We start from the raw sequence: 26,418 nt of genomic DNA on the forward strand, positions 1-26,418 counted from the left end.
ATGAAGTTCACGTTCTGTTCTGGCGAAGGGCGAGAGTCAAGCTCTTAAAAATGGGAAAATTCTCCTTCATTTTAGCAGAGAAAGAGATTCACGAGCCGAATCAGCGTGGTACGCTTCGCAGCGAAGTCGGTGCCACCAATGAAAATTATCGCTGAAAATGGCGGCACCGACTGACAATCGCGGCACCGCTTGCTGAAGACACATCGGTTCGAGATGCTTCGGACGCGAATGTATGTCTTGCAGCCTGGACGTCAGAAACGGAGGCTGGAATGTTCATTATTTGTTCTGGAGTCCTATGGTCAGTGCTGTTAAACTCACAGCAGGCGATATGGCTCGATGGAATGCAACAGGCCAAGCGGCCAGCTTCGCAACAAACGGAAAGACGGATAGGCACTTTTCAAGGATGACGGCATGACTTTGGCCTATCTGGACAAACTCAACGAGCAGCAGCGGAGTGCCGTTGAACACGGTATTGGCCTTCCGGACGGAGAGACGGCAGCGCCACTGTTGATCATCGCCGGTGCCGGCTCTGGCAAGACCAACACACTGGCACACCGGGTGGCACATCTGATCGTCAATGGAGCGGATCCCAGGCGTATTCTTCTGATGACATTTTCGCGGCGTGCCGCATCCGAGATGTCGCGCCGTGTCGAGCGGATCTGTAAACAGGTCCTCGGTGCCAATTCCGGTATCCTGACTGACGCACTATCCTGGTCCGGTACCTTCCATGGGATCGGCGCAAGGCTTTTGCGGATCTACGCCGAGCAAATCGGGCTGAACGTCGATTTCACCATCCATGATCGCGAAGACAGTGCCGACCTGATGAACCTTGCCCGTCACGAGCTCGGATTTTCCAAGACGGAAAGCCGCTTTCCAACCAAGGGCACGTGTCTCTCGATCTATTCGCGTGCGGTCAATTCGCAGACGCCCCTCAATGAGATCCTGCGGCTGCATTATCCATGGGTGGCGACTTGGGAAGAGCAGCTCAAACACTTGTTCGCGGCCTACGTCGAGGCCAAGCAGGCCCAGAACGTTCTCGATTACGATGATCTCCTGCTCTACTGGGCTCAGATGGTCAGCGATCCGGACCTCGCCGAAGATATCGGCAATCGCTTCGATCATGTGATGGTCGACGAATACCAGGACACCAACAGGCTACAGGCCTCGGTGCTGATGGCGCTCAAACCCGGGGGGCGTGGGCTGACCGTGGTTGGCGACGATGCACAGTCGATCTATTCGTTTCGGGCAGCGACAATTCGCAACATCCTCGATTTCCCGGCCGCCTTCAGCCCGGCCGCCGACATCATAACGCTCGATCGCAACTACCGCTCGACCCAGCCAATCCTGGCTGCAGCGAACGGCGTCATCGGTCTGGCGCGTGAGCGCTATACCAAGAACCTGTGGACCGACCGGCAATCGCTGGAGCGTCCTAAACTCGTCACCGTCAAGGACGAGACCGAACAGGCCAACTTCATCGTCGACCAGGTGCTTGCCAATCGCGAGACCGGGATGATGCTCAAGAACCAAGCCGTCCTGTTTCGTACGTCCAGCCACAGCGGTTCGCTTGAAGTCGAGCTTACCCGGCGCAACATCCCCTTCGTCAAATTCGGCGGCCTCAAATTCCTGGACAGCGCCCATGTGAAGGACATGCTGGCCGTCTTGCGCTTCGCCCAGAACCCGCGCGACCGTGTGGCCGGCTTTCGGCTGCTACAGATGCTGCCGGGTATCGGGCCCAAGACGGCCGGCCACATCCTCGAGACCATCGCAACCGACCCCGAGCCGCTGCTGGCGCTCGCAGAAGTGCCAGCCCCGCCTAAGACCGGCGAAGACTGGACATCCTTCGTTCAGTTGCTGACGAACCTTCGCAAGACGGACGCGGATTGGCCTGCGGATATCGGGCAGGCACGCCTCTGGTATGAGCCGCATGTTGACCGCATCCATGAAGATGCCGAGACCCGCAAGGCGGACCTGCTTCAGCTCGAGCAGATCGCCAGCGGCTACCCCTCGCGCGAGCGCTTCCTGACCGAACTGACGCTCGATCCACCTGATGCAACAAGCGACCAGGCCGGAGTACCCTTGCTCGACGAAGACTATCTGATCCTGTCGACCATTCATTCGGCCAAGGGCCAGGAATGGCGCGCAGTGTTCGTGCTGAACGTTGTGGATGGCTGCATTCCCTCCGATCTTGGGACTGGCACAACGGAGGAACTCGAAGAGGAGCGCAGGCTGCTTTACGTTGCCATGACGCGTGCCCGAGATCATCTGGCGCTGGTCACACCGCAACGCTTCTTCACCCATGGGCAGAACCCGCAAGGGGACCGGCACGTTTATGCAGCCCGAACGCGGTTCATCCCGGCAATGCTGCTGCAATTCTTCGAGGCGACGACCTGGCCGATGGTTTCGGCTGCAAAGTCCGAGCGAAGCGCCCAGCAGATCCGCGTGGATGTGGCCGAGCGCATGCGCGCCATGTGGAAATAGGAGGGGATCGATGTGCAATCTTTACAATGTCACTACGACGCGTGAAGCAGTCCTTCAGTTTACCAAAGCCATCCGCGATCAGGCGGGCTGGAACGAACCAAGCTTCGATGTCTATCCCGGCTATCAAGCGCCTGTGGTCCGGGTGGGAGCCGACGGCGCCAGAGAGGTCGCGCGAGCGACCTGGGGCATGCCATCACCACCTGCCTACGTGAAGAATTATGATCCGGGTGTCACCAATATCCGCAACGCGGGTTCCCCGCATTGGCGCCGTTGGCTCGGCGCTGCCAGCCGATGCGTTGTCCCCTTCACATCCTTTGCCGAGCCTGATCCCGCCAGCAAAGTTGAAGGTGGGCGCGTGCCCAATGCCTGGTTTGCGGGAGGCGATGACCGGCCGCTGATGTTTTTTGCAGGGCTCTGGACACCATGGACGGGCGTGCGGAAAGTGAGAGACGGCGCACAGGACTATGAACTCTTCGGCTTTCTCACGACCTCGCCAAACGAGATCGTCTCTCCAATCCACGAAAAGGCCATGCCGGCCATTCTGACCACAGCGGAAGAGGTCGATGTCTGGCTGACGGCACCATGGGACGAGGCACGACATCTGCAACGCCCACTACCTTCCAGCATGCTGATGATCGTGCCCCCTCAACCCAAGCCCATTTTGGGCAATCAAGATGTTTTGCTGTGATCATGGCGTGCCATAACCGATATGTGCTGGCCGGGTGGATGAGCCTGCGAACTCGCAGACGTCACTGGTCCAGTGTCCCCGCCAGACAAAGCTGGACAAACCGGGTGAATGAAAATATTTATTTATTCCGATATCTTCATTCGTAGTGGTGGTCGCCGTGAGCTTTCCAGCCAGCATCAGCGAGCAGCTTGCGCTTCTCCTTGACGACTTTCAGGTCGACAGCAAAGAAGCTGCAGTGCTGAAACTTGTGATTGCAAACCGAGGCAATATCGATGATCTCAGCCACGATGACATGTTCGTATGGAAACGCAAAATCGAGCCGCTCTGGCTCTATCAACTCCGTAGAATGCAGGATGGTCCGTTCTGAAGCGAGACGAAAAACCTGGCAATAACGTCAAAGACCATCGACGGTTGCCAGCCACACAGTGGCGATAAGCTGTCCTTCCGCATCCAGCACCTCGACCCGTGCACGGTCAATACATTGCTTCTCCACCCGAGCCTCTTGCGCGCGCTGCCGCGCCTGCCGAATGGCCTGGACGTGCGCTGAATCATGGCTGTTGAACCAACCTGATTGCTGATGGCTGATGTCTCCCGTACCGGAGCGGTGGTAGAATTTGTAATGTGGCATGGCGTGATGAACTGCACCGGGAGCAGTACGTTCCTGTTCCGATTGCAGAATTTGCTCAAAGATCGCGATCCGCGTCCACCTGCTGTCAAACATCCCTCGTCAGGCCTATCCAACCCCAACCATTTGGGCAGGATTTTGGGGTTGATCGAATTTCCAGTATCTGTTTCTCCTGCCATGCGGGCGCGACATGATGTTGGGCATCCCGGCCGCCGCTAGCCCCCAGCCAGCGGTCGCCCGCCACCTCGACATCGAGGCAGGACCACCTATTTCCCTTGTCCGGAGGGCGCGAATGCGATGCGCTATGAACTTGTCTTGATGGCCGTCCTCATCGTCATAACTATCACTGCGATTATTGGACACGGCTGGGAACTGCTCTAAGACCGCATGTCCAACTGTCTGGCTTGATCGACCACAAGGTGCCGCTGCCTAGGGTCTTGAGCCTACGATCGCCCTCCAGAAACAAGATCACCCGCTGGACCGCGTCGGCAAAGATGATTGCCGATGCCGCGGCACCGACCCCATGATATCGAGCGAGGTCACGCCCATGATCTTCAAGCGTTTCACTTCATTGGCAATAGCCTCAACGGCAACCTGTCGATTGGCATCCGTCTTACTTATGCGTTTATCTCGGGGAAAGCCCGTGCCCACTCACTGCAAGAGCGCTGACGCCCGAATGCGAACGCAAGAAACCAGTGATTAAACCACCGGGACACCATAGCCACTTTGGTGTGGAAGGCCTGCCCGGCCATGGCCCCGGCACGTATAATGCTCGTTCTGGATATCATTCTTTCGGTTCCATGGCGTCGCGCAAGCCGTCACCAAGGAAATTGACGGCTAAAACTGTGCCAAAAATCATCAGGCCGGGGGGGATTGCAAGCCAAGGGGCAACGCTGAGCCACGGAGACGCACTGTTCAGCAGGTTTCCCCAAGTTGGCACCGGCGGCTGGATACCGAACCCCAGAAACGATAGCGCCGATTCCAGCATGATGGCGCTACCGACGGCAAGGGTCGCCGCCACCGTGATGGGACCGATTGCATTAGGCAGGATGTGGCGGAACATCAGGCGCGCGCCCCCGGCTCCCAGTGCGCGAGCCGCTTCGACGAATTCACGTTCGCGCAATGCTAGGAACTGACTGCGGACCAGCCTTGCGGTCCCCATCCAGATCAGCATGCCGACGATGGCAACCAGCAGGGGGGGGCTGGGTCGAAACAGACCGGAGAGCAAAAGGACGAGCGGTAGCGTCGGGATGGAAAGCATAACATCTGTGAACCGCATCAGCAGGATGTCGGTCCAGCCGCGATAGAAACCCGACAGGGCGCCAACCAGCGTCCCAGCGATGGTCGCAATAATCGCGCCGGCTAGACCGACGGCCAGAGAGACACGACCGCCATAAATCAGGCGGGTCAGCACGTCCCGGCCGAGCTCGTCTGTTCCAAGCCAATGTTGGGCATTCATCGGACCAGGTGAGCCGATCAGGGTGAAATCCTGGCCGTCAAACGTATAAGGGGACACAAATGGCCCGATGATGATAACCACCGCCATCAAAAACAGAAAAGCGAGGCTCGCGACCGCCAGCTTGTGCTTGAGAAATCGCCTGAGAACACGACGGCCATAGCTCTGCGGCGGCGCCAGATGAGCCAGTTTGATCGTTGCATCAATCATAGCGAATCCTTGGATCGAGAGCGACATAGGCCAGATCAGCGATGATATTGGCGAGGACAATGCCCACGGATCCCATCATCATAAGCCCCATCAACATTGGGTAATCGCGCCCGTCCATGCTTTCCATGAAAAGACGCCCGATGCCGGGCCAGGCAAAGACCGTTTCTGTGATTACGGCTCCGGAAATGACGCTCGCGAAATCCACCGCCATGACGGTCACGGCCGGGATCATTGCATTTCGCAATGCATGGAGAAAAATCACACCGCGCGCGGAGCGCCCCTTGGCATAGGCCGTTCGAATATAATCCTGATTGAGCACATCGATCATGCCGGAGCGAATGAAACGACTCCAGCTCGCGACGGTCGCAAGCGACAATACGGCCGCCGGCATGACGATATGCGCTAGGCGGTCCAGGAAAGAGCCATCGCCGATTGATTTGTAACCGGCAGATGGGAGCCAGCCGAGCTGCACAGAAAACAAAAGCTGGAGCAACAACGCCAGCCAGAAAACAGGGGTGGAAATGCCGGCAAACGACACCATCGTGAGCCCGCTGTCGAGTTTCGAGCCCCGCCTGGCAGCGCTGATGATGCCGAGCGGCACCGCCAGAAAAAGTGAGATCAGAAGCGCGAGTCCACCGAGTTCGAGTGTCGGCCCCAGCCGCAGGACGATCTCGCCGAAGACTGGGCGGCCAGTTCGGATGGAATATCCCCAGTCCCCCAACAGCATCGATCTCAGCCACATCAGATACTGTACCGGGACCGGCTTATCGAGCCCATAAGCAACAGCGATCTGCTGCAGCGCTTCCTTACTGACCGCCGGATTTTCGGCATACATGTCGAGCGGACCGCCAGGGGCCAGATGCACGATGGTAAAGAGAATAAGCGAAATGCCAAGCAGGAGTGGTATCGCTCCCAGCAGACGGCGAAAAACATAACCGAAACTCATGCCGGCTCCCCGTCGAATGTGAACTGGCGTCCGACACCTGATGCCGAACGCCAGACAGATATCAATCCATGTACCAGTCGGCAGTATGCACGAAATTGGTCATGTTGGTCGGGTTCGGCACAAAGTTCTTTAGCGCCACAGTCTTCGCAATAAGAGCAACATTGGTCGTCAACGGGATCGACGGAAGATCCTCTGCCAGGATCTTCTGAAACTCAGCAGCAGCCGTTTTGCGCGCTGCCGGATCGAGGGTAGTTTCGAACTTCGACAGGGCCGCATCCAGAGCCGGGTTCGAATAGGACTGGCCATTGTTGGCCCCGCCAGTACCCCAGAACACAGAGTAGACTGGGTCGGCCGAGGTAATCCAACGACCGTAGATCAGATCGTAGCCGCCCTTGTAGCGTGCTTCACGATAGGCGACACCGGTCTGGTTGTTGGCAACCGCTTCAATGCCGATCGCCTTCAGCTGGGCAATAATCACCTGCTGGGCCAGTTCATCGTCCGCACGGCCGGCCTGCACCATGAAGGCATAGGAAAGACGCTCGCCATTCTTTTCGCGGATTCCGTCAGAGCCCGGCAGGTAGCCTGCCTCGTCAAGGATTTTGTTGGCGGTGGTGACATCATAGGCGATCGTCGGCGTATTCGGGTCATAGAACTCGAACACTGGCACGACCGGAGAATTGATTGGCTCGGGGAAGCCGCCCTGCGCCTTGCTCAGCACCGTGCGGTCGACCGCTGCCGCAATGGCTTTGCGCACATTGATATCAGCGAGAGATGGGCGTTTGAAGTTAAAATCGAGATGCTGCCAGGAGAGCAACGGGCCCTTTACCAATTCGATGCCGGAGATCCCTTCGACCTGCTTTGCCTGGCTGTAGGGCGTGGAGACCACGAGGTTCACTTCGCCAGATTTCAGCTGGGTAATTAGCGTGTTGGTATCGGGGATCATCTTGAAGATGATCTTGTCAAGATACGGCAAGGCATCCCCTTGCGCGGTCTTGGCCCAATAGCCTTCGAAACGCTCAGTCACGACATATTGCCCTCTAACGAATTCGGTCACCTTGAACGGGCCAGTACCGACAGGGGTTTCGTTGTAGGAGGAGGTGTTGAGATCGGTGCCTTCCAGGAGGTGTTTCGGGAATATCCCGAAGGTGAACAGAGTGGAGGCGAAGGTGGGCAGAATGGAGCTGTAATGCACCACCACAGTCAGATCATCCGGCGTTTCAATGCTGGCCACCTCAGCAGATCCATCCTTAGATTCGGCGGTGAAAGCCGGATCCTTGACCGCTTCCCAGGTGAATTTCACGTCAGCGGCGGTGAAAGGTTTGCCGTCGTGCCACTTTACGTCCGGGCGTAGCTTATACTTGACCGTCATTGTCTTGCCGTCTTCGGAGACGACGATGCCGCCGTTTTCGATGGTAGGTACTTCGGTTGCGAGAACAGGCACGTATTTGGCGTGCTCGTCTGGGGCTAGAAGCCCCTCAACCACCGCCGCCTGTGCATCCCCGAGGAAGCCAGTGGAATAAACGTTCATTGTGTCGATTTCGTAGGTGAGGCCCACGATGAGCGTGCCGCCTTTCTGCTGCGCGAAAGCGGGAAAGGCACTAATCGTGGCCAGGGTCGCTGTGCCGGCAAGCATGGCCTGAAGGGCTGCGCGACGGGTGAGTTCAAAGGTCATGGTCTCTTCCTCTCGTTTGCCCCTAAGGGCGTTCCCTGCTCGCCGGCTTTGTTGTGGGTTGGCCGGTCTATGCGTTTTCAGTAGCCCAGTGAGCGATCGACTAGGTGAGGCAGCTTCTCCCCGCGTTCAAACCGCCTGATGTTCTCGGCCATCTCGAGGACGGCCGCGTGGGCGTGCGTGGGGGCTGCGACATGCGGTGAGACCAGCACTTTCGGGTGCTTCCAAAGCGGATCCGCCGCAGGGAGCGGCTCGATACGGAATACATCCAGAGCGGCATAGCTGAGATGGCCATCATCAAGCGCCGCGATAAGGTCGGCATCGACGACATGGCCGCCACGCGCGCCATTGATGAAGAATGCGCCCCTGGCCAGACGCCGCAGAACCGTCGCATCGACAACATCGGCTGTCTCTAGCGTCATGGGCAGAAGATTGACGAGAATATCTGCCCCATCAACCGCATCCAGGAGCTGTTCGCGACCCGCAAAACTCTGAGCTCCCTCGATTAGTCGACCAGAGCGGCTCCAACTACGGGTCTTGAAACCAAAATTCACGAAGTGTTGGGTGACCGCTCCGCCAAGAGCGCCCGCTCCCAAGATCGTTACCCTGCGTTCGCGAGCGAGTTTTTCAGGCTGCGGCGCCCATTCGCCCCGGGCCTGCAGGCCCTGGTAGACTGTAAGGTTGCGGTGCCAGGACAGTGCCTGTGCCAGCACCCATTCGGACATACCTTCGGCCAGGCCGTCATCGACCAGTCGAACGATTGGCAGATGATCAGGAACCTCACCGCTCGCTAACAAGTGCTCGATCCCAGCATTGAGGCTCAACACCAACTCAAGGCCCGGTACGGCTGCAATGACGCCAGGCAGAGGGCGTCCTACGACGATATAGGGCACCGGACCTTCGCCCTTCTTGGGTTGCTCGGTAATGACGTCATGGTTCGGAAGCTCTTCCCGAAACAGGCATGCCATGTGTTCTGGGTTGCCGCGTGAGGCGATAAATATCCTTTTCATAAGCGCAGCATGGTGCGTGAACCTCATCTCGTGCAATGCTCAAAAAAATCCAGTTTGCACGCATTTCAACTCATGCATAAGTTCTGGATCTACCAGAACAAAAAAAGCCTCGTAATGCCAATTTCTTGAGCAATTACGAGGCAATCAGGTCAAAAACTAGCCTGGGGACAGCGATAAAATGCGAAAGCCGATCTATTCTCTCAGGTTAAGTTCGTCCGCCCTCAGGCAGGCTACGGAATGACGGTCGCCGCGGGCTAGAAGCGCCGGGATCGCCTCAGCACACTTTTCGATCGCATAGGGGCAGCGCGTCCGAAAAACGCAGCCCGAAGGAGGGTTTATTGGACTGGGAAGGTCGCCTTTGAGGGTGATGCGGCTTCGGCGTATGCGCGGGTCTGGAACAGGTGCGGCATCTAGCAAGGCGCGCGTATAAGGGTGAAGTGGCTTCGAGTAGAGATCCGCTGCCGGTGCGCATTCCATGATCTTGCCGAGATACATGACGATGACGCGGTCGCAGAGGAACTCGATGACCGACAAATCATGACCGATGAACAAGATCGACAATCCAAGCTCTTGCCGCAGATCCTGCAACAGGTTGATGATCTGCGCCTGGATAGACACATCCAGCGCCGAGACTGGTTCGTCGGCGACGATGAACTGTGGATTGACCGCGAGAGCGCGGGCAATCCCAACCCTCTGGCGTTGCCCTCCGGAGAATTCATGGGGGAACCTTGCGGCGGCCGAGCGCGGCAGGCCTACCTTTTCCAGGAGATCACCAACCCGCTCTGCGCGATCCTTGTGAGTCCCGATTTTGTGCAACAGCAGCGCCTCGCCAAGGGTCTGACCAACGCTCATTCGGGGGTTCAGGCTGGCATAGGGGTCTTGGAAGATGATCTGCATCTGGCTGCGCAGCGCCTTGAGTTGCGCAGGCTCGAGACCCGTAACATTGCCCCCATTGAAAATCACCGAACCGTCCGTCGGCTCGACCAGCCGCAGGATCGAGCGTCCGAGTGTCGTCTTTCCCGAACCGGACTCTCCGACCAGGCCAACGACCTCTCCCCTGGCGACCTCGAAGCTGACCCCGTCCACGGCGCGGATGGCGACACCCGGCTTGAACATTGATTTACCGACTTTGTAATGGACTTTCAGATCCACGACCTGGAGCAGGGCTTCAGCCATTCATCTCGCTCCATCGCAGGCAGCGTGCGCCGTGATCGGGGCTCACTGTGAAAACCGGCGGGACTGCCGCCTGGCAGGTATCGAGCGCCCACTGACATCTTGGGCTGAAATCGCAGCCGGCAGGTGGATTGCGAGGATCGACAACGCTGCCAGGAATAGCCTGCAGCCTCACGTGCTGGCCTGCTGCGCGTGCTGCGTGATCGACCTGCGGCATGCTGGACAGCAACCCTTTGGTGTAAGGATGGCTCGGCCGGTCGAACAGTTGATGGACGTCAGCGCTCTCGACGATGCGGCCACCATACATGACAGCAACGCGATCAGCGATTTCCGCAACAACACCGAGATTATGGGTGATGAACAGGATCCCCATGCCGATCTCGCGCTGAAGTCGACGCATCAATTCGAGAATCTGCAGCTGAACTGTTACATCCAGTGCGGTGGTCGGCTCATCCGCGATCAAGAGCGCTGGATTGCAGGCAAGGGCCATGGCGATCATCACGCGCTGACGCATACCACCGGACATCTGGTGCGGATAAATCTCGGCACGACGGGCAGGTTCCGGTATTTCAACCAGCGCCAGCATCTCGATGGCGTGGCTCCATGCCTGGGAGCGGGTCATCCCTTGATGCAGGAGGGCCGCTTCGGCGATCTGCGCGCCTACCTTTTGCGTCGGGTTCAGACTGGTCATCGGCTCCTGGAAGATCATTGAGATTTCATTGCCGCGCAGACCCCGCATGGCCTTTTCAGGCAATCGGGCGAGATCGAGCACAACGCCACCCTTCCCGCGAAACAGGATCTCGCCGGACGCGATGCCGCCGATGGCTGAGGGGATCAGACGCATAACGGACAGGCTGGTCACGGATTTCCCCGAGCCACTTTCACCAACGAGCGCAACAGTCTGCCCTTGTTCGATCGTCAGATCGACGCCCTTGACCGCCCGCACTAGGCCGCTCTCCGTGCGAAACTCGGTCACCAGGTTGCGGATCTCCAGCAGGGGGGCAGCCATCACTTCAGTTGTCCTGCGCGTTGCATTTCCTCGCCGATCCAGGCAAGCGGCATATGGCCATAGCTGAGAAGCGTATCATGAAATCCGAGGGTGTCCCCCTTCCAGCGACGGCGCAGGTCTTTGATGCCTTCGACACCAATCCAGTACATCAACCGGGAGCCGGGGAGCATCGAATTTCGCACGACTTCCGACTCGACTCGTTGAGCTGCAAATCCGGCTTCGTCGCGATAGAACGCCATGGCTTCCTTGATCGTCCAGTCGCCGAGATGCAACTTGACGTCAACAAGGACGCTTGCCGCGTTTCGACGCTCATACTGCTTGAGCAAAAGGATTTCAGTCGGATCATAAAAGCCTGGCGCCTCCATTAAGAGATCCTCGACATAGCAGGCCCAACCTTCGATCATCGTACCGGATCCGAGAAAAGCCAGTCCGAGCGCACAGTCGGTGCCGGCAATCCGGGCAAGGCGCGACGAAGCGGCGCGGGCGCGGGCGTTCTGCGTGTGGTGACCAACGCCCCCATGGTGCACGGAGTGGATGGTCTTCACCGTGGCCGTATTGTTGCCCCGTAGAAAAGCGCTTTTGTCATCACCCGGTGGCGTCACCCAATAAACACTGCCTTCACCTGGATTGAGGCCAGGCGGTGACCGGTAGAACAGAAAATAGAGTGACTGGCTGATCTTCCGAAAACAGGGCGACATCCAGCGATAGTCGAGCCCGTAGTCCTCCGCCGACGTCACCAGCATCGCACCATCACGCCGCGCGACTAAATCGTGATCCCTATAACTTTGGATCACAGACTGTTGGTCGACCGGATGCCTGTCAACGAGACCGGCGATTAGTTCCTGCCAGCTTTTGGCCGGATCGATGCGCCGCGCCATCTCGACAAGTTCGTCGCCCATGCGATCAAAGGCTTCCTGCGCTCGCTCGACCGCCTTACGAGGGCCGAAATCGAGGCCGTGAACTGTCTTCATCACCAGCGTCAGGTGTTCTTCACCACAGGCCGGGTCTGCATCGGCAAACCCTGAAAGCCCCGATGCAAAGGCGTCGAATGCTTCGGCCGCCATTGTGGCAGGCAACGTCCATTCGTCGGCAAATTCGTCGTGCAGACGAATATCGCTGCGCAGAAACTCCGCCATCGCCCACGCCTCGCGCCGAGCACGCGCAGTCCAGCTCTCCGGTATCGCCTGTCCGTTCAGTCGGTCGAGTGCTGACTGGAGAAAGGTCGGCAGTGCGTTGAGCCGCGCAATGAGGCCACCCCGACGAACAGGCGCAGACTGAGGAAGCAGCAGCGAGATGATCGCGAAAGCCGCTTCACCGGAGTACCAGGCGGGATTGGCAAGACGCGGACGCCCTTCGGCCGCAGCCTTCTGGAAGGCAAGTTCGCCCAACATCATCCGGCGGTCGAGGCGATCCCCCGGCGCTTCGGGTTCCAGGGTGTCGGCAAGCTGCCCCTCAAGAGCTGCGATGCCGGCCAACTCCTCCGCCAGGGTCTCCGGCCCGCAAGGCGGCAGGAGGGCGTCATGGGTCTTGTCGCCCATGAAGGTCGCGTCAACCGGGCGAAAGGTCCAGTGATGCTTCAGAAAGGCGTCGACCAGCGAGGGATCGTAGCGGCGCTCCGTCATGCGCCTTTACCCGGCAGATCGACCCAGCGCCGTTCAAAATGCGCCTGGATGATCGCGTCAACGATTTCCTGGCTCTTGGCGCCGTCGAAAAATGTGCATTCCCGCGGCCTGTCATCGAGAATTTCGTCAACGAAGAAGCGGACCAGATTGCGATAGTAGAGTTCGGGCCACGGTGTATTGAGCGTAGTACCGGGCGGCAGGGCCGACGCGCCGACGTCATACGGTATGAACTCTACGGCTTCGGCCTTCGCAATTTTCAACGTCTCTGCCGTGCCGAATTCCGAAATCAACCGAGCAACCGCGGCCCCCTTGGAACCATAAACCCGCAATTCGACGCCTGGGTAATTTCCCACCGCCACATAACTTGTCTGCAAAAGACCTTGGGCGCCGCTTGCATATTCCACCAGTGCGACAGCACCATCTTCGACCTTGATCTTCTGCAACCCCTCTTCGTCCCGCACGATCCGTTCGGGGATAAAGTTCTTCATGGTGGAGGCGACCGAGCCGAACTCACCTCCGAGCCACCGCATAAGGTCGATCAGATGGGAGCCATAACCTACGATCGAAGACGGAATGAGGGAACTGCGATCGACGCCGGGCGTGATCTGGCGCAGCGGTTCCTGCGGATCCAGCCATTGGCTGTTCTGCTCAAAGCCGTGGATGTGGAAAATTTCCCCTAAAGTGCCGTCGTCGATCCACGCCTTGATCTGCCTGATTGCCGGGGAATAGCGAAAGGTGAAGCCGAGCTTAGTGCGCACCCCAGCGGCATCGGCCCTGGCCGCGGCCTCAAAGGCAGGTGCTGCGAGCGTATGCAGCGGCTTTTCCGATAGCACATGTTTGCCGCCGGCAATCGCGGCAAGGCTGAGCGGCAGATGCGTATGTGTCGGCGTGCAGACATCGACCATCTGCACATCAGGATCCGCGATCAACTTGTCCGGGTCGGTATAGACTTTTCTGGCGCCATATTTTTCGGCCATGGCCCTGGCGCGATCACCATCAACATCGCACACCGCAATGAGGTCGACGCGCTGATGCGCCCTGTAGCCCGGGAGGTGCGCCTTGTCTGCCCAGGTGTGTGCGCCGATCAGTCCGACGCCGAGTTTGCTGGTCATGGGAGGGTCTTTCCGATTGAAGCGACATAGGCTTCGAGTTCATCGAAGTTATGGAAGCCGAGATCGCGCTTGCCGTCCTCGATTTCGTAGATCATGGAAAACAGCTTTTCGTTGAGCCTCGTGTCGGCTCCTGCCTTCCGGCCGTAGTCAATGAGCTTGCCACTGGACGAGCGGGTTTCCGAGGGACGCTTGCGATAGACAATGTCCCACCAGATGCCAGAACCCTTCTTCTTGAAGTTGTGCGTGGGCTTGGTGTCCTGATCCTTTTTCAGCAGCCAGATGGCGTGGTTGATATTGGCCAGAAGCTTCTGGCTGTCCGCAGCCGTTTTCACACGGTAGTTCGCTGGGTCAAAGAAATCGAAGGCCTGCACATCGATGCCGTTGGCATCGGCAACCTCCAGGGCTTCCTTGACGATAGCGCCGGCAATGCGCGCGTAACGCTCGACGCCCAGCGTGTCACGGATCTTGGCATCGGCAAGTGCCGAGAACACCACCTGCGACGCGTAAACTTCCTTAGCCCAGATCTGACCCCAGATGTGGTTGGAATATTGCACCTCAGTTAATGCGCTCAAGGCTTCCCCCAGTTCCTGAAGGCGCGGCGTCATCTCGCCGTTGAGTTCGCCAAGCTGGATCGGCCCCTCATGGACGAATTCCACATAGCCCGGATCCACGAGTGCCCCGCCGTAATTCGGGATCGATCCCATCACGATCCGCTCACCAGGCAATCCCGCCGCGTCGAGCGCGGCGATCATGTCTGGCTCGTTGAAGCCGTTCTGGTAGGAGACGACGCAGCTGTCTGGGGTCAGCAGCGGAATAACCTGCCTCAGTGCCTCGACCGCATGCTGCGACTTGGTGGCGATCAAGACCGTCCCAAGTGACCCGGTCAATTGGTCTGGTGTTAGCGCCCTGACCGAAACGGTCATTTCACCGCGAACCCCGTCGATGAACAGGCCCTTTTCGTTGAGAGCGGCAACGTGTTCGCTCCAACGATCGACCAAAAGCACATCGTGGCCGGCCTCTGTCATATAGGCGCCGGCAAGCCCGCCGATTGCGCCGGCCCCGAGAATGGTGATCTTCATGGATCAGGCCTTTTCGATAACTGTTTGCGGAAACATTTCGAGGCTCTGCGGGCTGTTGGCATGGCTGTAGAGCGCCTCCAGGAATATCGGCCACTCATCCTTCGTGACGCGTTCGCGGACCCGCCTGACGCTTTCATTGCCAGCCCAATAGGAAGAAATGAAGGGTCCACGAAACGGGTGTGCCGCCATACGCAACCGACCCTGCACCCATGCTTCCTGTCCCATGGCGGTGTTGCGCAGATAATCGGCCACCTCTTCGCGCGCGACACCTTCGACCATCAACATCCAGGCAGCACTTGTCTGAGAAGCGGAGCGGACGCGACGAAGCTCCATGTGGATCTCGTCGTCCGCATCCTCGATGAAATCGATAAGGTGGACGCCTTGATCACCGATGCCTTCCTGGACACAGCCGGTGATCGCATCGGTAGTGATGAGAAGCGCATCTGCGGGCGCCCTTCCGGCCTCCACCGCGGCCTTGGTCGACAGCAATTGTGTCGAATGCCCAGGATAGACCTCGTGACAGACAAGATGCTTCAATGCAGCGCGGGTGAAGCTCAAATCGAGATTGAGATCCATCTTACCGTCTTTGAACGAGCAGCGCGCGGTATAGAACATGCCGCGCACGGGATTGAGCACCATATCATAATCGCCAGTGTCGAAGATCAGCGCGTCCGTACGCGACTTGGCCTCGGCCATCAGCTCCCGAAACACCGTATCAATCCGATCAGTCGGCACTGTGCGGTCTTCTTCCCAGGACTGAACCCTCTGGGCGAGTGAACCCCGCACAAATCCCGACTTTCTCAACAAGGCATCAACCTTGGCGCGGGCATCCTCTATCAAGGCCGCATCCTCGCGTCCGGCAGGCGCACCGACGAGATCGGTGACTTTCTCCTCGAATGACGGGCTTGCGCCCGACAACATCTTGACCGCGACCCGCACGGACTTGATCATGCCGTGCAAAAACACACGGCGGGGGCCGGCGGTCAGGCCAGCAACCTGCGCCTCGAGCTCGGTCAAGTCCGCACGAATACGGTCGCGGTCGTCGTAGCGTCGGGCATCGACAAGGCCGTCGCCCAGGTAGATCGGCACGAGGCCCTCACCGCCCAGCAGACTGCCTTGCGCCGGCATACTGCGCTCAAGTGCGTCTATGCCCATAGTGATTGCGGTCAATTGTCTGCCGATTTCAAAGGAATTCATCTGTCGTTAATCCCAGTCATAAGGGGTCAGAACCCGAAGGTCTCAGTGTTCGAAGATGCCTTCGGGGTTCTTGAAGGACTTAAATTCCAGCGCATTGCCGGCAGGATCCTTCAGGAAGAAGGTTCCCTGTTCGCCAGGTTCGTCCTTGAAGCGCACCTTGGGCTCCATGACAAAGGGATACCCTACCTTGCGCAGCCGTTCGATTAAGCCATTCCAGGCGTCCCAGGGCAAAACCGCGCCGAAGTGATGCAACGGAACCAAATCCGTTCCAACCTTGGAGGTCGCCGTGGATTTGGCGTCCATGTTGAGATGGGCGGATATCTGGTGGCCGAAGAAATCGAAGTCGATCCAGTTGTCGGCTTCTCGGCCGACCTTGCAGCCGATGATTTCGCCATAAAAATGACGAGCGGTTTCCTTGTCGTCGATGGCGAACGCCATATGGAAAGGGATCATTCTGAACGCCTTTTGCGTGATTGGCCTTAAGGGTGCCAGCGCCTAGCCTGCGACCCGTGGGAAAAGCTATCGTCTTGACGCTACTCCGCAAGGCGCATAAAGATCGGTTTTCCATGATGTGAAGGAATGAAAACACGTGCGTGGGCGCCTCTTGCCTTCACTCAATGCGATAAGAACCTTCGAAGCTGTCGCCAGGCACAACAGCTTTACGCGAGCTGCGGAAGAGCTGAATGTGACTCAAAGCGCGGCGAGCCGTCTGGTGCGAAGCCTTGAGGAATACCTGCAGGTGTCGCTGTTCACCCGCCAGAGCCGACGGATTGAGCTCACAGATCAGGGTCGATTTTACAACGCGCTGTTGCGTGACGCTCTCGATCTGATCGAGGCAGGCACGGTGGAGCTGATCTCATCCAAAGCGGGCAAAGGGACCTTGTCAATTGGCATGCTGCCGACATTCGGCACGCGATGGCTGCTACCGCGGCTGCCGGCATTTCAGGAGCAGCACCCGGAGATCGCGCTCAATATCGTTTCTAGCGACGGTGAACTTGATTTCACGAAAGAGCGGATCGATGTCGCCATCCGCTTCGGCCATGGAAATTGGACAGATGCAATTGTCGATCCATTGATGAGCGAGGAGATCCAGGTTGTCTGTAGCCCGCGGCTCATGAATGGCGAGCATCCCATCACAAGCTATGAGTCGTTGCGCCACCATCGGCTGATCCGCCACTCAACTCGACCACACAGCTGGGAACACTGGTTTCGCTCCGTCGGCGTGCATCCTGAGGATCTCCAATGGGGTCCTAGCCTCGAGCACTTTTTCATGATCATTCAGGGTGCTGTTGCTGGGCTTGGCGTCGCCTTGCTCCCGACATTCCTGATCGAGGAGGATATCCGCAACGGCAATCTGATCACGCCGTTTACCGATCGCATCGCTGGCCCAGGCGCCTACTACCTCGTCACGTCAGCGGCAAAGAGTGAACTCCCGCGGGTAAAGATCTTTCGAAGTTGGCTTCTCGGGCAGCTAGCGTGACGCCTGGCTTGATCCAAGTCAGGGAAGCTGTTCTACCTCGAAAGATAAGGCAGACACTGCCTCCAGTCCAAAGCCCATGGCCAAGGCTTCGTGACACGGGCCAGCGCGAGAACCCCTTGGGCGGCTGATATTCTCGCACTTAAGCCAGGGCCGGGTGCGGGAAGCCCCCTTCCCCTACCCCCCATCACCCCTTACGCGACGCGATATAGGCTCGCCAGCCGCCAAGCTCAGTCACCTCCTGCGCGCCCTTGACCGCATAGGGTTCGCACAGAAACCCGGACACTTGGCTGCCGTCATCGAGCATGACTTTGCCGATGCCAAGCGGGGCTGGGATGTTCTGGACGAAACGGCCGAACGCTTGAGGTGTCACCTTCCAAACCTCGACCTCCAACCCCTTGCCCTCAAAGCCAGGCTCACGGATCAGGCCGGGCTTCGGAGGCGTGGTATTGGGCAGAACGTAGAGCCGGTACTCGCCGGCAGTGCGGCAGGTCTTCACCAGTTTTCCGCCGGGACCAGTCAGTTCGTGGTTGAGCGGCATGCCGGTCAGATGCGCGCCGACCACCATGATGGTGACGAGTCCGTCATCCGGTTCTGCGACCTTGGATGCTTCAGGCAGACTTACCGCCTTGTCCTTGCCCATGCCCGAAGCGGCTGCTCGATGCATCGCATCGGCGAAGGGGGCCAGCGCATCATCCGAGAAGGAAGGCCCGAACAGGGTGACCCCGCTCGGCAGGCCGTCGGTACCAAATCCGCCGGGAACGGCGATTGCCGCATAGCCGAAGAGATTGGCGAAATTGGTGTAACGGCCGAAATGGCTGTTCTTGACGATCGGGTCGGCGAGCATCGCATCCACCGTATAGGTGGTCGGCGAGGTTGGCAGCATCAAAATGTCGAGCTTTTCCCACTCGGCTAGTGCCTTCTGGCGCAGATGGCCAAGCTTATACTGCCCTTCGAAAGCATCGACCGCGTCATAGGCTCCCGCACCCTCGATGATCTTGCGCACGGTCGGGTCAAAATCATCGGCATTGGTGGCGATAAAATCCTTGACCGCCGCCAGACGCTCGGCAACCCAAGGGCCGTTGTAGAGCAGTTCGGCGGCCTGCCGGAATGGAGCATAGTCGAAGGGCACGATGGTGGCCCCTAGCGATTTCGCCCGCTCGATGGCAGCATCATAAAGAGCCTCAACGGCGGCATTGCCAAAGAACTCCCGCTCTGCTCCGTCGAGTACGCCGATGCGAAGGCTGCTTGCCGGAAGTGCGGCAGGCACGGCCTTCCGCGAATAGGGATCAGCTGTATCGAGACCATCCATGATCTTGCGGATCGCAACGCCATCACCGACGGTTGCGGCAAAGACCGTCACCACGTCGACGCTGCGGCAAGCCGGCACGACGCCGACATTCGGCACCAGACCCGGCGTCGGTTTGATCCCGACGAGGTTGTTGAAGGCGGCCGGTACCCGGCCGGAACCGGCCGTGTCGGTGCCGAGCGAAAAGCTTGCAAGACCTGATGCAACAGTCACCGCCGAACCTGACGAGGACCCGCCAGAGACATAGTCCTTGTTGAACACGGAACGAGGGGCGCCATAGGGCGAGCGTGTGCCGTTCAAGCCAGTTGCGAACTGATCGAGATTGGTCTTGCCGATCACCAAAGCACCGGCGGCTTTCAGGCGAGCAACGACGGTTGCGTCCCGGTCCGGAGAGTAAGCAAAGGCCGGGCAGGCGGCTGTCGTCGGCAGGCCCGCGACGTCGATATTGTCCTTGACCGCAAAGGGAATGCCCCAGAGCGGCAGGCTGTTGGGTTGAGGGGCGTTTGCCACCAGCGCATTGGCCGCTGCCCGCAGATCGTCATCCGGCGTTTGCGTGATGAAAATCGCCGGATCATCCGAAGCTTTGCGGCGGGCGATGACCTCTTCCACGAGATCGAGCGGCGAAAGACCTCCGGCATACAGTGCCTTCAGCGAGGCGAGATCGAGAATGGCAGGGATCATGCGGCTTCCTCCAGAACAACCAGCACATCGCCGGCCTTGACGTTGCGCCCCGGTCCGGCACGAACATCGCGCACAGTACCCGCGGCATGAGCGGTTACGTTGATTTCCATCTTCATGGACTCGATGATGGCGAGTGTGTCGCCCGCCTTCACCGTCTGGCCCTCTTCGACGAGCAATTTCCAGACATTGCCGGGCACAGCACTTTCCACGCCGAAGCAGCCTTCGGGAATATCTCCGCCAAGGCCAGGTCCTGCCCCTTCGTCCGTGACGAAGCTGTCGAGACCTTCTTCCTTCCAGCGACGGCGTTCTGCCTCAAAGGCTGCCTGCTGCCCCTGCTTGAAGGCCTTTATGCTATCAGCATTACGAGCAAGCTCCGCTTCGTAGTCGGCGTAGGAAAAAGTGCCCTCTTCAATGCGGATCGGATAGCCGCCATGCGGGAAGGCCGCACGCGCCTCCATCAGCTCCTCGTGAGAAACGGGGAAGAAGCGAATCTGATCGAAGAAATCGAGCAGCCATGGCTTCCCCTCGGCAAAGACATCGGTTTTTCGCCAGGTGTTCCACACCTGGATGGTGCGGCCGAACAGTTGGTAACCGCCCGGCCCTTCCATGCCGTAGATGCACATATAGGCGCCGCCAATGCCGACGGCATTTTCCGGCGTCCAGGTGCGGGCCGGGTTGTATTTGGTTGTCACCAGCCGATGGCGAGGATCAAGCGGGGTCGCCACTGGCGCGCCGAGATAGACGTCGCCCAGCCCCATGACCAGATAAGAAGCGTTGAAGATCGTGTCTTTCACCGCCTGCTCATCGGCAAGCCCGTTGATGCGGCGGATAAACTCGATATTCGACGGGCACCAGGGGGCATTCGGGCGCACCAGCTCCTGATACTTGCGCATGGCAAGTTCAGCTTCAGGGTCGTTCCAAGAGAGCGGAAGCCAGACGGTGCGGCTCGGCACCTTGACTTCGGAGACCGGTGGCAGGCTCTTTTCGATTTCCATCAACTGGCCAAGCAACTTTGCCCGCGACAGGGTCGTGCCATCGTAATGGATCTGCAGCGAACGAATGCCAGGCGTGAGATCGATCAACCCGGGAAACCGTGCCGCCCGAACGGCCTGCATCAGAAGATGAACCCGCATGCGGATGGCGATATCGAGCTGCATCTCGCCATATTCGACCAGGAGATTATCATCGCCCTGGCGGCGGTAGACAACTTGGACCGGGACGTCGGTGAGTGAGGCGAGGACCGGAGAGCCGGCTTCGACGTCCAGGCGGGACAGACTCGGCGTCACGACAGGCAAATCGGCATCCCGCGAAACCGCATGAAACCGGATCGTATCTCCCGGCTTGAACTGCCCCATCTTCCACTGTTCGTCGCGCACAATCACCGCCGGGCAGACGAAGCCGCCAAGGCTTGGACCATCCGGCCCCAGAATGATCGGCATGTCGCCGGTAAAATCGATCGCACCGATGGCATAGGCGTTGTCGTGCAGGTTGGAGGGATGTAGCCCTGCCTCGCCACCATCCTGACGCGCCCATTTGGGTGCCGGGCCGATCAGGCGCACACCGGTGCGGGCGGAATTGAAGTGCACCTCATAAGGCGTTGAGAACAACGTCTCGATGTCTTCACGCAGGAAGAAATCTGGTGCGCCGTGGGGACCATAGATGACGCCGACGGACCATTCACGGGTGAGCGCAGCCGGCTCGGCAGCGGGCTTCACATCTGTCTGCTCGACGCGCGCCAGGCGCAACACATGGCCGGCGCGAAGCGTGCCCGTGGCATTGCCGCCAAACTGGCCGAGGCCAAATGTTGCGCGCGAGCCCATGACAACCGGCGCATCAAAGCCTCCGGCAACAGCGAGATAGGCGCGCTGGCCGGCGCCTGAAATGCTGCCGATCGTCAGCGTCTGGCCAGCTTTGACCTCTACCGCCCTGTCATGCGCCACTGGCTGACCATCCACCGCCATTGGCATTAGGGCACCGGCAAGCGCCACCACCGTATCGGAGAAGAACTTCAACACCGGCCCGGAGACAGTGAGCTCCAGGGCAGCCGTATAATCGTGGTTGCCGACCAGCCGGTTGGCATGGCGGAAGGAGCGCTCGTCCATGGGACCGGAGGGTGGCACACCAACATGCCAAAGCCCGATCCGGCCTGGCAATTCCTGCAGAGATGATTGCGCGCCGGGTGCGATAACCTCGACGACATCAGGCACGAAGTCGAAGTCCTTGAGTGCGGTTGTCGCGACATCGCCGCTGAGAAAGAGTTCTGAGGCCGCGATCGCTTTCAGGTAGCCGAGATTGGTCTCGATGCCGCAAAGCGATGTCTTGTCGAGTGCCTTGGACAAAGCTGCAATAGCGGCATCACGATCGGCACCCGAAACGATGACCTTGGCCAGCATCGGATCATAGAAGGGCGTCACCTCGGTCCCGGTTTCCACCCATCCGTCGACCCGGACATCTTCGGGGAACTTCACCTCCGTCAGCAGTCCGGCACTCGGACGAAAACCCGCATGGGGCATCTCGGCATAGACACGCGCCTCGATAGCCGCACCCTTCGGCTTCAGGTCTTCCTTGCCGCTCAGCACATCCTCGCCGGCCGCCTGCCGGATCATCCATTCGACCAGATCGATGCCGAAGACCGCTTCGGTGACGGGGTGTTCGACCTGCAGACGGGTGTTTACTTCCAGAAAATAGAATTCCTCGTGTGCCGGGTCATAGATGAACTCGACCGTGCCGGCAGAGGCGTAGTTCACCTGCCGACCGAGTGCCACGGCCGCCTTATGCAGCTTTGAGCGAACCTGATCCGAAAGGCCTGGCGCCGGCGTTTCCTCGATCACCTTCTGGTTTCGCCGTTGCAGCGAGCAGTCGCGCTCACCGAGCGCAATGACGCGACCCTTGCCATCGCCAAATATCTGCACCTCCACATGGCGCGCCTTGGACACAAACCGCTCCAGATAGACGCGGCCATCGCCAAAGCTGGACTTGGCGGTGCGCTGCACGCTGTCGAAGGCAGCGGCCAGAGCCTCCGCTGTGTCGCAAAGCTGCATGCCGATCCCGCCACCGCCGGCAGTGGATTTCAGCATCACCGGATAGCCGATTTTTTCTGCGGCAGTCACTGCTGCCTCACGATCCACAAGCAGGTCGGAGCCAGGCAGCAGAGGGACGCCGCTTTCTTTCGCCAATTCGCGCGCTGTGTGCTTCAGGCCGAAATCAGCAATATTCTGCGGACTGGGGCCAATAAAGGCGATGCCTTCAGCCTTCAGCCGCTCGGCAAAACCGATGTTTTCCGACAGGAACCCATAGCCGGGATGCACCGCTTGCGCGCCTGTCTGCAGGCAGGCCGCAATGACTGCATCAACGTTCAGGTAGCTTTCAGAAGCGGGTGCCGGACCGAGGCGCACGGCCTCGTCGGCCAGGAGCACGGCTTTGGAAAACCGGTCGGCATCGGAATAGACGGCGACCGATGCGATGCCCATGTGCTTCAGCGTGCGGATGACCCGCACGGCGATCTCGCCGCGGTTGGCGATCAGGACTTTTTCAAACATCAGGCGTCCTCACCCTCCCAGACGAGCACCCGTACCGGCGTCGGGTCGAAACCGTTGCAGGGATTGTTGATCTGTGGGCAGTTGGAAATGACCAGCAGCAGGTCCATCTCCGCCTTCAACTCCACGTAATCGCCAGGCGCCGAAATGCCGTCGACGATGGTCATTTCACCCGAAGGTTCGATCGGCACGTTCATGAAGAAGTTGATGTTAGGCACGACGTCCCGCTTGCTCATGCCGTGCTTGGAAACCTCCAGCACGAAATTGTCGCGGCAGGCATGCAGGTATTTCGTGTAATGGCCGAAACGGACCGTGTTGCTCTCGCAGGAGCAGGCACCGGCGGATGTGTCGTGCCGCCCGCAAGTGTCTGCGGTCATCACCGCCATCACTCGGCCTTCCGAGGAGATGATCTTCGTGCCGGTCGAGATATAGGCCGCACCCTGCTCGCGCATCGTGTCCTGGCTGGAATAGCGCTCGGAAAAATCTTGAGCGTTGTAGAACAGGGTGTCTATGGCCTGCTGGCCGTAACTGTCCTCGATGCGTAGGATCTGGCCCTTCTTGACCACGGTGGAAAAAGGGGCTTCGGCGGGAATGTAGTGGTCCTGCACGGCATTGGTCAGCGTGCGGGCGGAAGAGGTCTGGACGAACTGGGTCATGGTTTCTCTCCGCTCACAGGGCCGCGAATGCGTTGTTCTCAAAGCCGCGTACGGCTTCGGGCGTCGCCGTGCGGCAGAGATCGTCGGCGCTCGGCGCGCTGGCCTCAATGCGGGTGACCGTGACCGGGTTTGGGGCATAAACGGGATTCGGATCGAGCGGATGTGGGCAGTTGGAAAAGCCGACGATCATGTCCATGTCTGCGCGCAAATCGACATAATCGCCTTGCTGCACCAGTTCCGGCTTCCAATGGAACTTGCCGTCTGCATCAACACGAACCGGGGCAAACAAGGCGAGCGCCGCCGGAATATCCCGCTTGTCGAGACCGGCTTTGGTGGCGAGCAGCACGAAATTGTCGCGCGTGTTGCGAAGGGCCGGACCATTGGCACCGGCATACTTCTTTGCGTTCGAGGAGGCCGTTGAGCCACCCACCAGCACGTCATGGGCACCGCAGCTGTCTTCCACGATCGAAAACATCACGCGGCCCATGTCGGAAAAGATCACCCGGCCCTTGGCCAATCCGGTGGTCCACTGCACCTTCACCGTATCCGGCAGGTTCAGCCGTTCCGTGGTATCGGCAGCATTCCAGGCGATCAGCGACAGCGTCGACAAACCCTGATCGAGTGAGATGCGCAGCACCTCGTTTGCCTTGACGCGGGTCGACCAATACCAGCCTCCGGGGATGATTTCGCGGTGGATGATGCGGTCCTCGGCTATTGAGGCAGCGGGCTTGTCACTTTTGCCCGGCAGCGCCTTAGGCGTCGCATTCAGCCCCTGACGCTGATGTTCTTCGTAGCGCGCCCTATTGGCGGCGATTTCGTCATGAGAACGGCGGATGTGCATATTCATCTCCAGTGGATGTCGGCTGGGTCGTCCCGGCTATTGCCCCTGTGAGGCGACCGGGCCGTCCCGGTCTGGGCGAAAGATGGATGCCTGACCTGCCTGTCTCGGTGGCCAGATGGTGATGTCGCGGGTGATGGTTGCGCCGTAGCGCAGCCTTTCCTCCGGCCGGTCGCGGGGACGCTCGAACGCCACGACGCGGGTGGCGAGCGTAAACGCCTCGCGCATATCATGGGTGACCATGACGACGGTCATCGGCGCCTCGTGCCAGAGCTTTTTCATCAGCACATGGATTTCAGTGCGGATGCCGGGATCGAGCGCGCCGAAGGGCTCATCGAGCAGCAGAACCTTGGGCCGCATGATCAACGCCTGTGCCAGCGCCAGCCGCTGCTGCATGCCGCCGGAAAGCTGTGCCGGATATTTGGCTTCAGAACCGGAAAGCCCGACTGCTGCGATCATCGCGCGCGCCTCCTCCTCCACCGTATGGCGAGCCGCGCCGAACAGGCGCGCCGCGCGGCGAGAGCCCTGCAATTCCTTGCCGAACATGACATTGCCGAGAACCGTCAGATGCGGAAACACCGAATAGCGCTGGAAAACGACGCCGCGATCCGGTCCCGGCTCTCTCGGCAGAGGCACCCCATCAAGCAGGATTTCGCCGCGGGTCTGACCTTCCTGTCCGAGCAACAAACGCAGGAACGTGGATTTGCCGCAGCCCGACGGGCCGACCAAGGCGACGAAGGCTCTGGATTCGATCTCGATCGAAACGTTTTCCAGCACGATCTGGTCGCCATATTCCTTCCAGAGGTTCCTGATCGACAGCGCGCTCACTTGCCCTTCTCCAGGTCCGACCAGGGGAAGACGGCGATGCGCAGGCGATCGAGGAGGATATCGGTCGCGACGGCGAGAAGCGTGATCCAGACGACATAGGGGAAGATCACATCCATCGAGAGATAGCGGCGCACCAGGAAGATGCGGTAGCCGAGGCCGCTGTCAGACGAGATTGCTTCCGCCGCAATGAGGAAGAGCCAGGCTGGGCCGAGCTGCAGGCGAAGCGTGGTGATGAGACGTGGCAGGATCTGTGGCAGGACCACACGCAGCGCTATCTGCCAGGAGGAGGCCGACAAGGTCTCGGCTTTGACGATCATTTCGCGCGGCAGGGACAGTGCCGTCAGCGCCAGATCGCGCACCATGATCGGGGCAACACCGATGACGATCAGGGCAATCTTGGAGGCTTCACCAAGCCCCATGACGATGAACAGGATCGGCAGGAGCGCCAGCGGCGGCACCATGGAAATGGCGCCGATGAAGGGAGAAAGCAACGCCCTTGCATAGGGTAGGATGCCGATGATCAATCCGAGCAGCAACGCAATTGCCGTGGAAATACCGAGACCGACACCAAGCTTATCAGACTGGCAGCCGTATCCGACCACAGGAGAAAATCTCCCGTGCGCGGATCCGCGACGAAAGCCATGCGGTTGATGGTTTCGGCCAAGACAGACAGTCCGGGCAGCAGCTTGTCATTGGCATTGTCGGCCAGCCGCTCGGCCGAACCAATCATGTAGACGGCCAGCACGAGAACGAAAGGCAGCAGTGCCAGCGACAGGCGGGCGCCATTGCTCGGGCGTGCATTGATCCAGCGCATCGGCT

Annotated in this window: 21 protein-coding genes and 1 pseudogene; 4 read left to right on the forward strand and 18 right to left on the reverse strand. The window is 59.3% G+C overall.

Features of this window, described 5'->3' with window-relative positions:
* Window positions 1-411: 411 nt before the first annotated feature.
* From FJQ55_RS19215 to FJQ55_RS23360, 3 genes are all read left to right on the forward strand, one after another.
* Complete coding sequence (locus tag FJQ55_RS19215) at window positions 412-2,478, forward strand: ATP-dependent helicase (protein ID WP_140830992.1); 2,067 nt, start codon at window positions 412-414, stop codon at window positions 2,476-2,478.
* Between the two features lie 10 nt (window positions 2,479-2,488).
* Window positions 2,489-3,166 carry an SOS response-associated peptidase gene (locus FJQ55_RS19220; protein ID WP_140830994.1) on the forward strand — a complete coding sequence of 226 codons (678 nt, stop codon included), beginning with the start codon at window positions 2,489-2,491 and terminating at the stop codon, window positions 3,164-3,166.
* Between the two features lie 157 nt (window positions 3,167-3,323).
* Window positions 3,324-3,533: a hypothetical protein gene (locus tag FJQ55_RS23360; protein WP_161597000.1), complete on the forward strand. Its 210-nt coding sequence runs from the start codon at window positions 3,324-3,326 to the stop codon at window positions 3,531-3,533.
* Window positions 3,534-3,560: 27 nt separating this feature from the next.
* On the opposite strand, the gene FJQ55_RS19225 is transcribed toward FJQ55_RS23360, so the two are convergent.
* The 12 genes from FJQ55_RS19225 to FJQ55_RS19280 all read right to left on the reverse strand — a co-directional run bounded on the left by FJQ55_RS19225 (window position 3,561) and on the right by FJQ55_RS19280 (window position 16,727).
* Entirely contained in the window at window positions 3,561-3,887 is a 327-nt protein-coding gene (locus tag FJQ55_RS19225) for a DUF6894 family protein (protein WP_140830996.1), read from the reverse strand.
* A gap of 688 nt (window positions 3,888-4,575) precedes the next feature.
* Entirely contained in the window at window positions 4,576-5,457 is an 882-nt protein-coding gene (locus FJQ55_RS19230; RefSeq protein WP_140830998.1) for an ABC transporter permease, read from the reverse strand.
* Complete coding sequence (locus tag FJQ55_RS19235; RefSeq protein WP_140831000.1) at window positions 5,450-6,403, reverse strand: ABC transporter permease; 954 nt, start codon at window positions 6,401-6,403, stop codon at window positions 5,450-5,452. Before FJQ55_RS19235 ends, FJQ55_RS19230 begins: the two co-directional genes overlap by 8 nt.
* 61 nt (window positions 6,404-6,464) lie before the next feature.
* The gene (locus FJQ55_RS19240; protein ID WP_140831002.1) at window positions 6,465-8,075 is read right to left on the reverse strand and encodes a peptide ABC transporter substrate-binding protein; all 1,611 of its coding nucleotides are present in this window, start codon (window positions 8,073-8,075) and stop codon (window positions 6,465-6,467) included.
* Between the two features lie 77 nt (window positions 8,076-8,152).
* Window positions 8,153-9,109 carry a 2-hydroxyacid dehydrogenase gene (locus FJQ55_RS19245; RefSeq protein ID WP_140831004.1) on the reverse strand — a complete coding sequence of 319 codons (957 nt, stop codon included), beginning with the start codon at window positions 9,107-9,109 and terminating at the stop codon, window positions 8,153-8,155.
* 165 nt (window positions 9,110-9,274) lie between these two features.
* Window positions 9,275-10,258, reverse strand: a complete 984-nt coding sequence (locus FJQ55_RS19250; RefSeq protein WP_140831006.1) for an ABC transporter ATP-binding protein — start codon at window positions 10,256-10,258, stop codon at window positions 9,275-9,277.
* On the reverse strand, window positions 10,251-11,267 hold the full coding sequence (locus FJQ55_RS19255) for an ABC transporter ATP-binding protein (protein WP_208758233.1): 1,017 nt from the start codon (window positions 11,265-11,267) through the stop codon (window positions 10,251-10,253). Before FJQ55_RS19255 ends, FJQ55_RS19250 begins: the two co-directional genes overlap by 8 nt.
* Window positions 11,264-12,886, reverse strand: coding sequence for a DUF885 family protein (locus FJQ55_RS19260; protein WP_140831010.1), 1,623 nt, complete (start codon window positions 12,884-12,886; stop codon window positions 11,264-11,266). Before FJQ55_RS19260 ends, FJQ55_RS19255 begins: the two co-directional genes overlap by 4 nt.
* Window positions 12,883-13,998: a Gfo/Idh/MocA family protein gene (locus tag FJQ55_RS19265; protein WP_140831012.1), complete on the reverse strand. Its 1,116-nt coding sequence runs from the start codon at window positions 13,996-13,998 to the stop codon at window positions 12,883-12,885. Before FJQ55_RS19265 ends, FJQ55_RS19260 begins: the two co-directional genes overlap by 4 nt.
* A complete protein-coding gene (locus FJQ55_RS19270) occupies window positions 13,995-15,077 on the reverse strand; it encodes a ketopantoate reductase family protein (RefSeq protein ID WP_140831014.1) in 1,083 nt (360 codons plus the stop codon). The genes FJQ55_RS19265 and FJQ55_RS19270 overlap by 4 nt, the downstream gene beginning before the upstream one ends.
* A gap of 3 nt (window positions 15,078-15,080) precedes the next feature.
* On the reverse strand, window positions 15,081-16,274 hold the full coding sequence (locus FJQ55_RS19275; protein ID WP_140831016.1) for a hypothetical protein: 1,194 nt from the start codon (window positions 16,272-16,274) through the stop codon (window positions 15,081-15,083).
* Window positions 16,275-16,316: 42 nt separating this feature from the next.
* Entirely contained in the window at window positions 16,317-16,727 is a 411-nt protein-coding gene (locus FJQ55_RS19280) for a VOC family protein (RefSeq protein ID WP_140831018.1), read from the reverse strand.
* 136 nt (window positions 16,728-16,863) lie between these two features.
* Between FJQ55_RS19280 and gcvA the strand changes: the two genes are divergently transcribed.
* Window positions 16,864-17,754, forward strand: coding sequence for a transcriptional regulator GcvA (gene gcvA / locus FJQ55_RS19285; protein WP_140831020.1), 891 nt, complete (start codon window positions 16,864-16,866; stop codon window positions 17,752-17,754).
* Between the two features lie 184 nt (window positions 17,755-17,938).
* Here the strand turns inward: gcvA and atzF are convergent, their stop codons facing one another.
* The 6 genes and pseudogenes from atzF to FJQ55_RS19315 form a co-directional block, all read right to left on the reverse strand.
* Window positions 17,939-19,741: an allophanate hydrolase gene (atzF, locus tag FJQ55_RS19290; protein WP_140831022.1), complete on the reverse strand. Its 1,803-nt coding sequence runs from the start codon at window positions 19,739-19,741 to the stop codon at window positions 17,939-17,941.
* Window positions 19,738-23,280 carry an urea carboxylase gene (gene uca / locus FJQ55_RS19295; protein ID WP_140831024.1) on the reverse strand — a complete coding sequence of 1,181 codons (3,543 nt, stop codon included), beginning with the start codon at window positions 23,278-23,280 and terminating at the stop codon, window positions 19,738-19,740. Before uca ends, atzF begins: the two co-directional genes overlap by 4 nt.
* Window positions 23,280-23,933, reverse strand: coding sequence for an urea amidolyase associated protein UAAP2 (locus tag FJQ55_RS19300; protein WP_140831026.1), 654 nt, complete (start codon window positions 23,931-23,933; stop codon window positions 23,280-23,282). The genes uca and FJQ55_RS19300 overlap by 1 nt, the downstream gene beginning before the upstream one ends.
* 13 nt (window positions 23,934-23,946) lie before the next feature.
* Entirely contained in the window at window positions 23,947-24,774 is an 828-nt protein-coding gene (locus FJQ55_RS19305; RefSeq protein WP_140831028.1) for an urea amidolyase associated protein UAAP1, read from the reverse strand.
* Between the two features lie 36 nt (window positions 24,775-24,810).
* Window positions 24,811-25,599 carry an ABC transporter ATP-binding protein gene (locus tag FJQ55_RS19310; protein ID WP_140831030.1) on the reverse strand — a complete coding sequence of 263 codons (789 nt, stop codon included), beginning with the start codon at window positions 25,597-25,599 and terminating at the stop codon, window positions 24,811-24,813.
* Window positions 25,596-26,413, reverse strand: a pseudogene (locus FJQ55_RS19315) (ABC transporter permease). Before FJQ55_RS19315 ends, FJQ55_RS19310 begins: the two are co-directional and overlap by 4 nt.
* Between the last annotated feature and the right edge of the window lie 5 nt (window positions 26,414-26,418).

Origin of the sequence: Rhizobium glycinendophyticum (assembly GCF_006443685.1) — a bacterium.
In the GTDB taxonomy this organism is placed as follows: domain Bacteria; phylum Pseudomonadota; class Alphaproteobacteria; order Rhizobiales; family Rhizobiaceae; genus Allorhizobium; species Allorhizobium glycinendophyticum.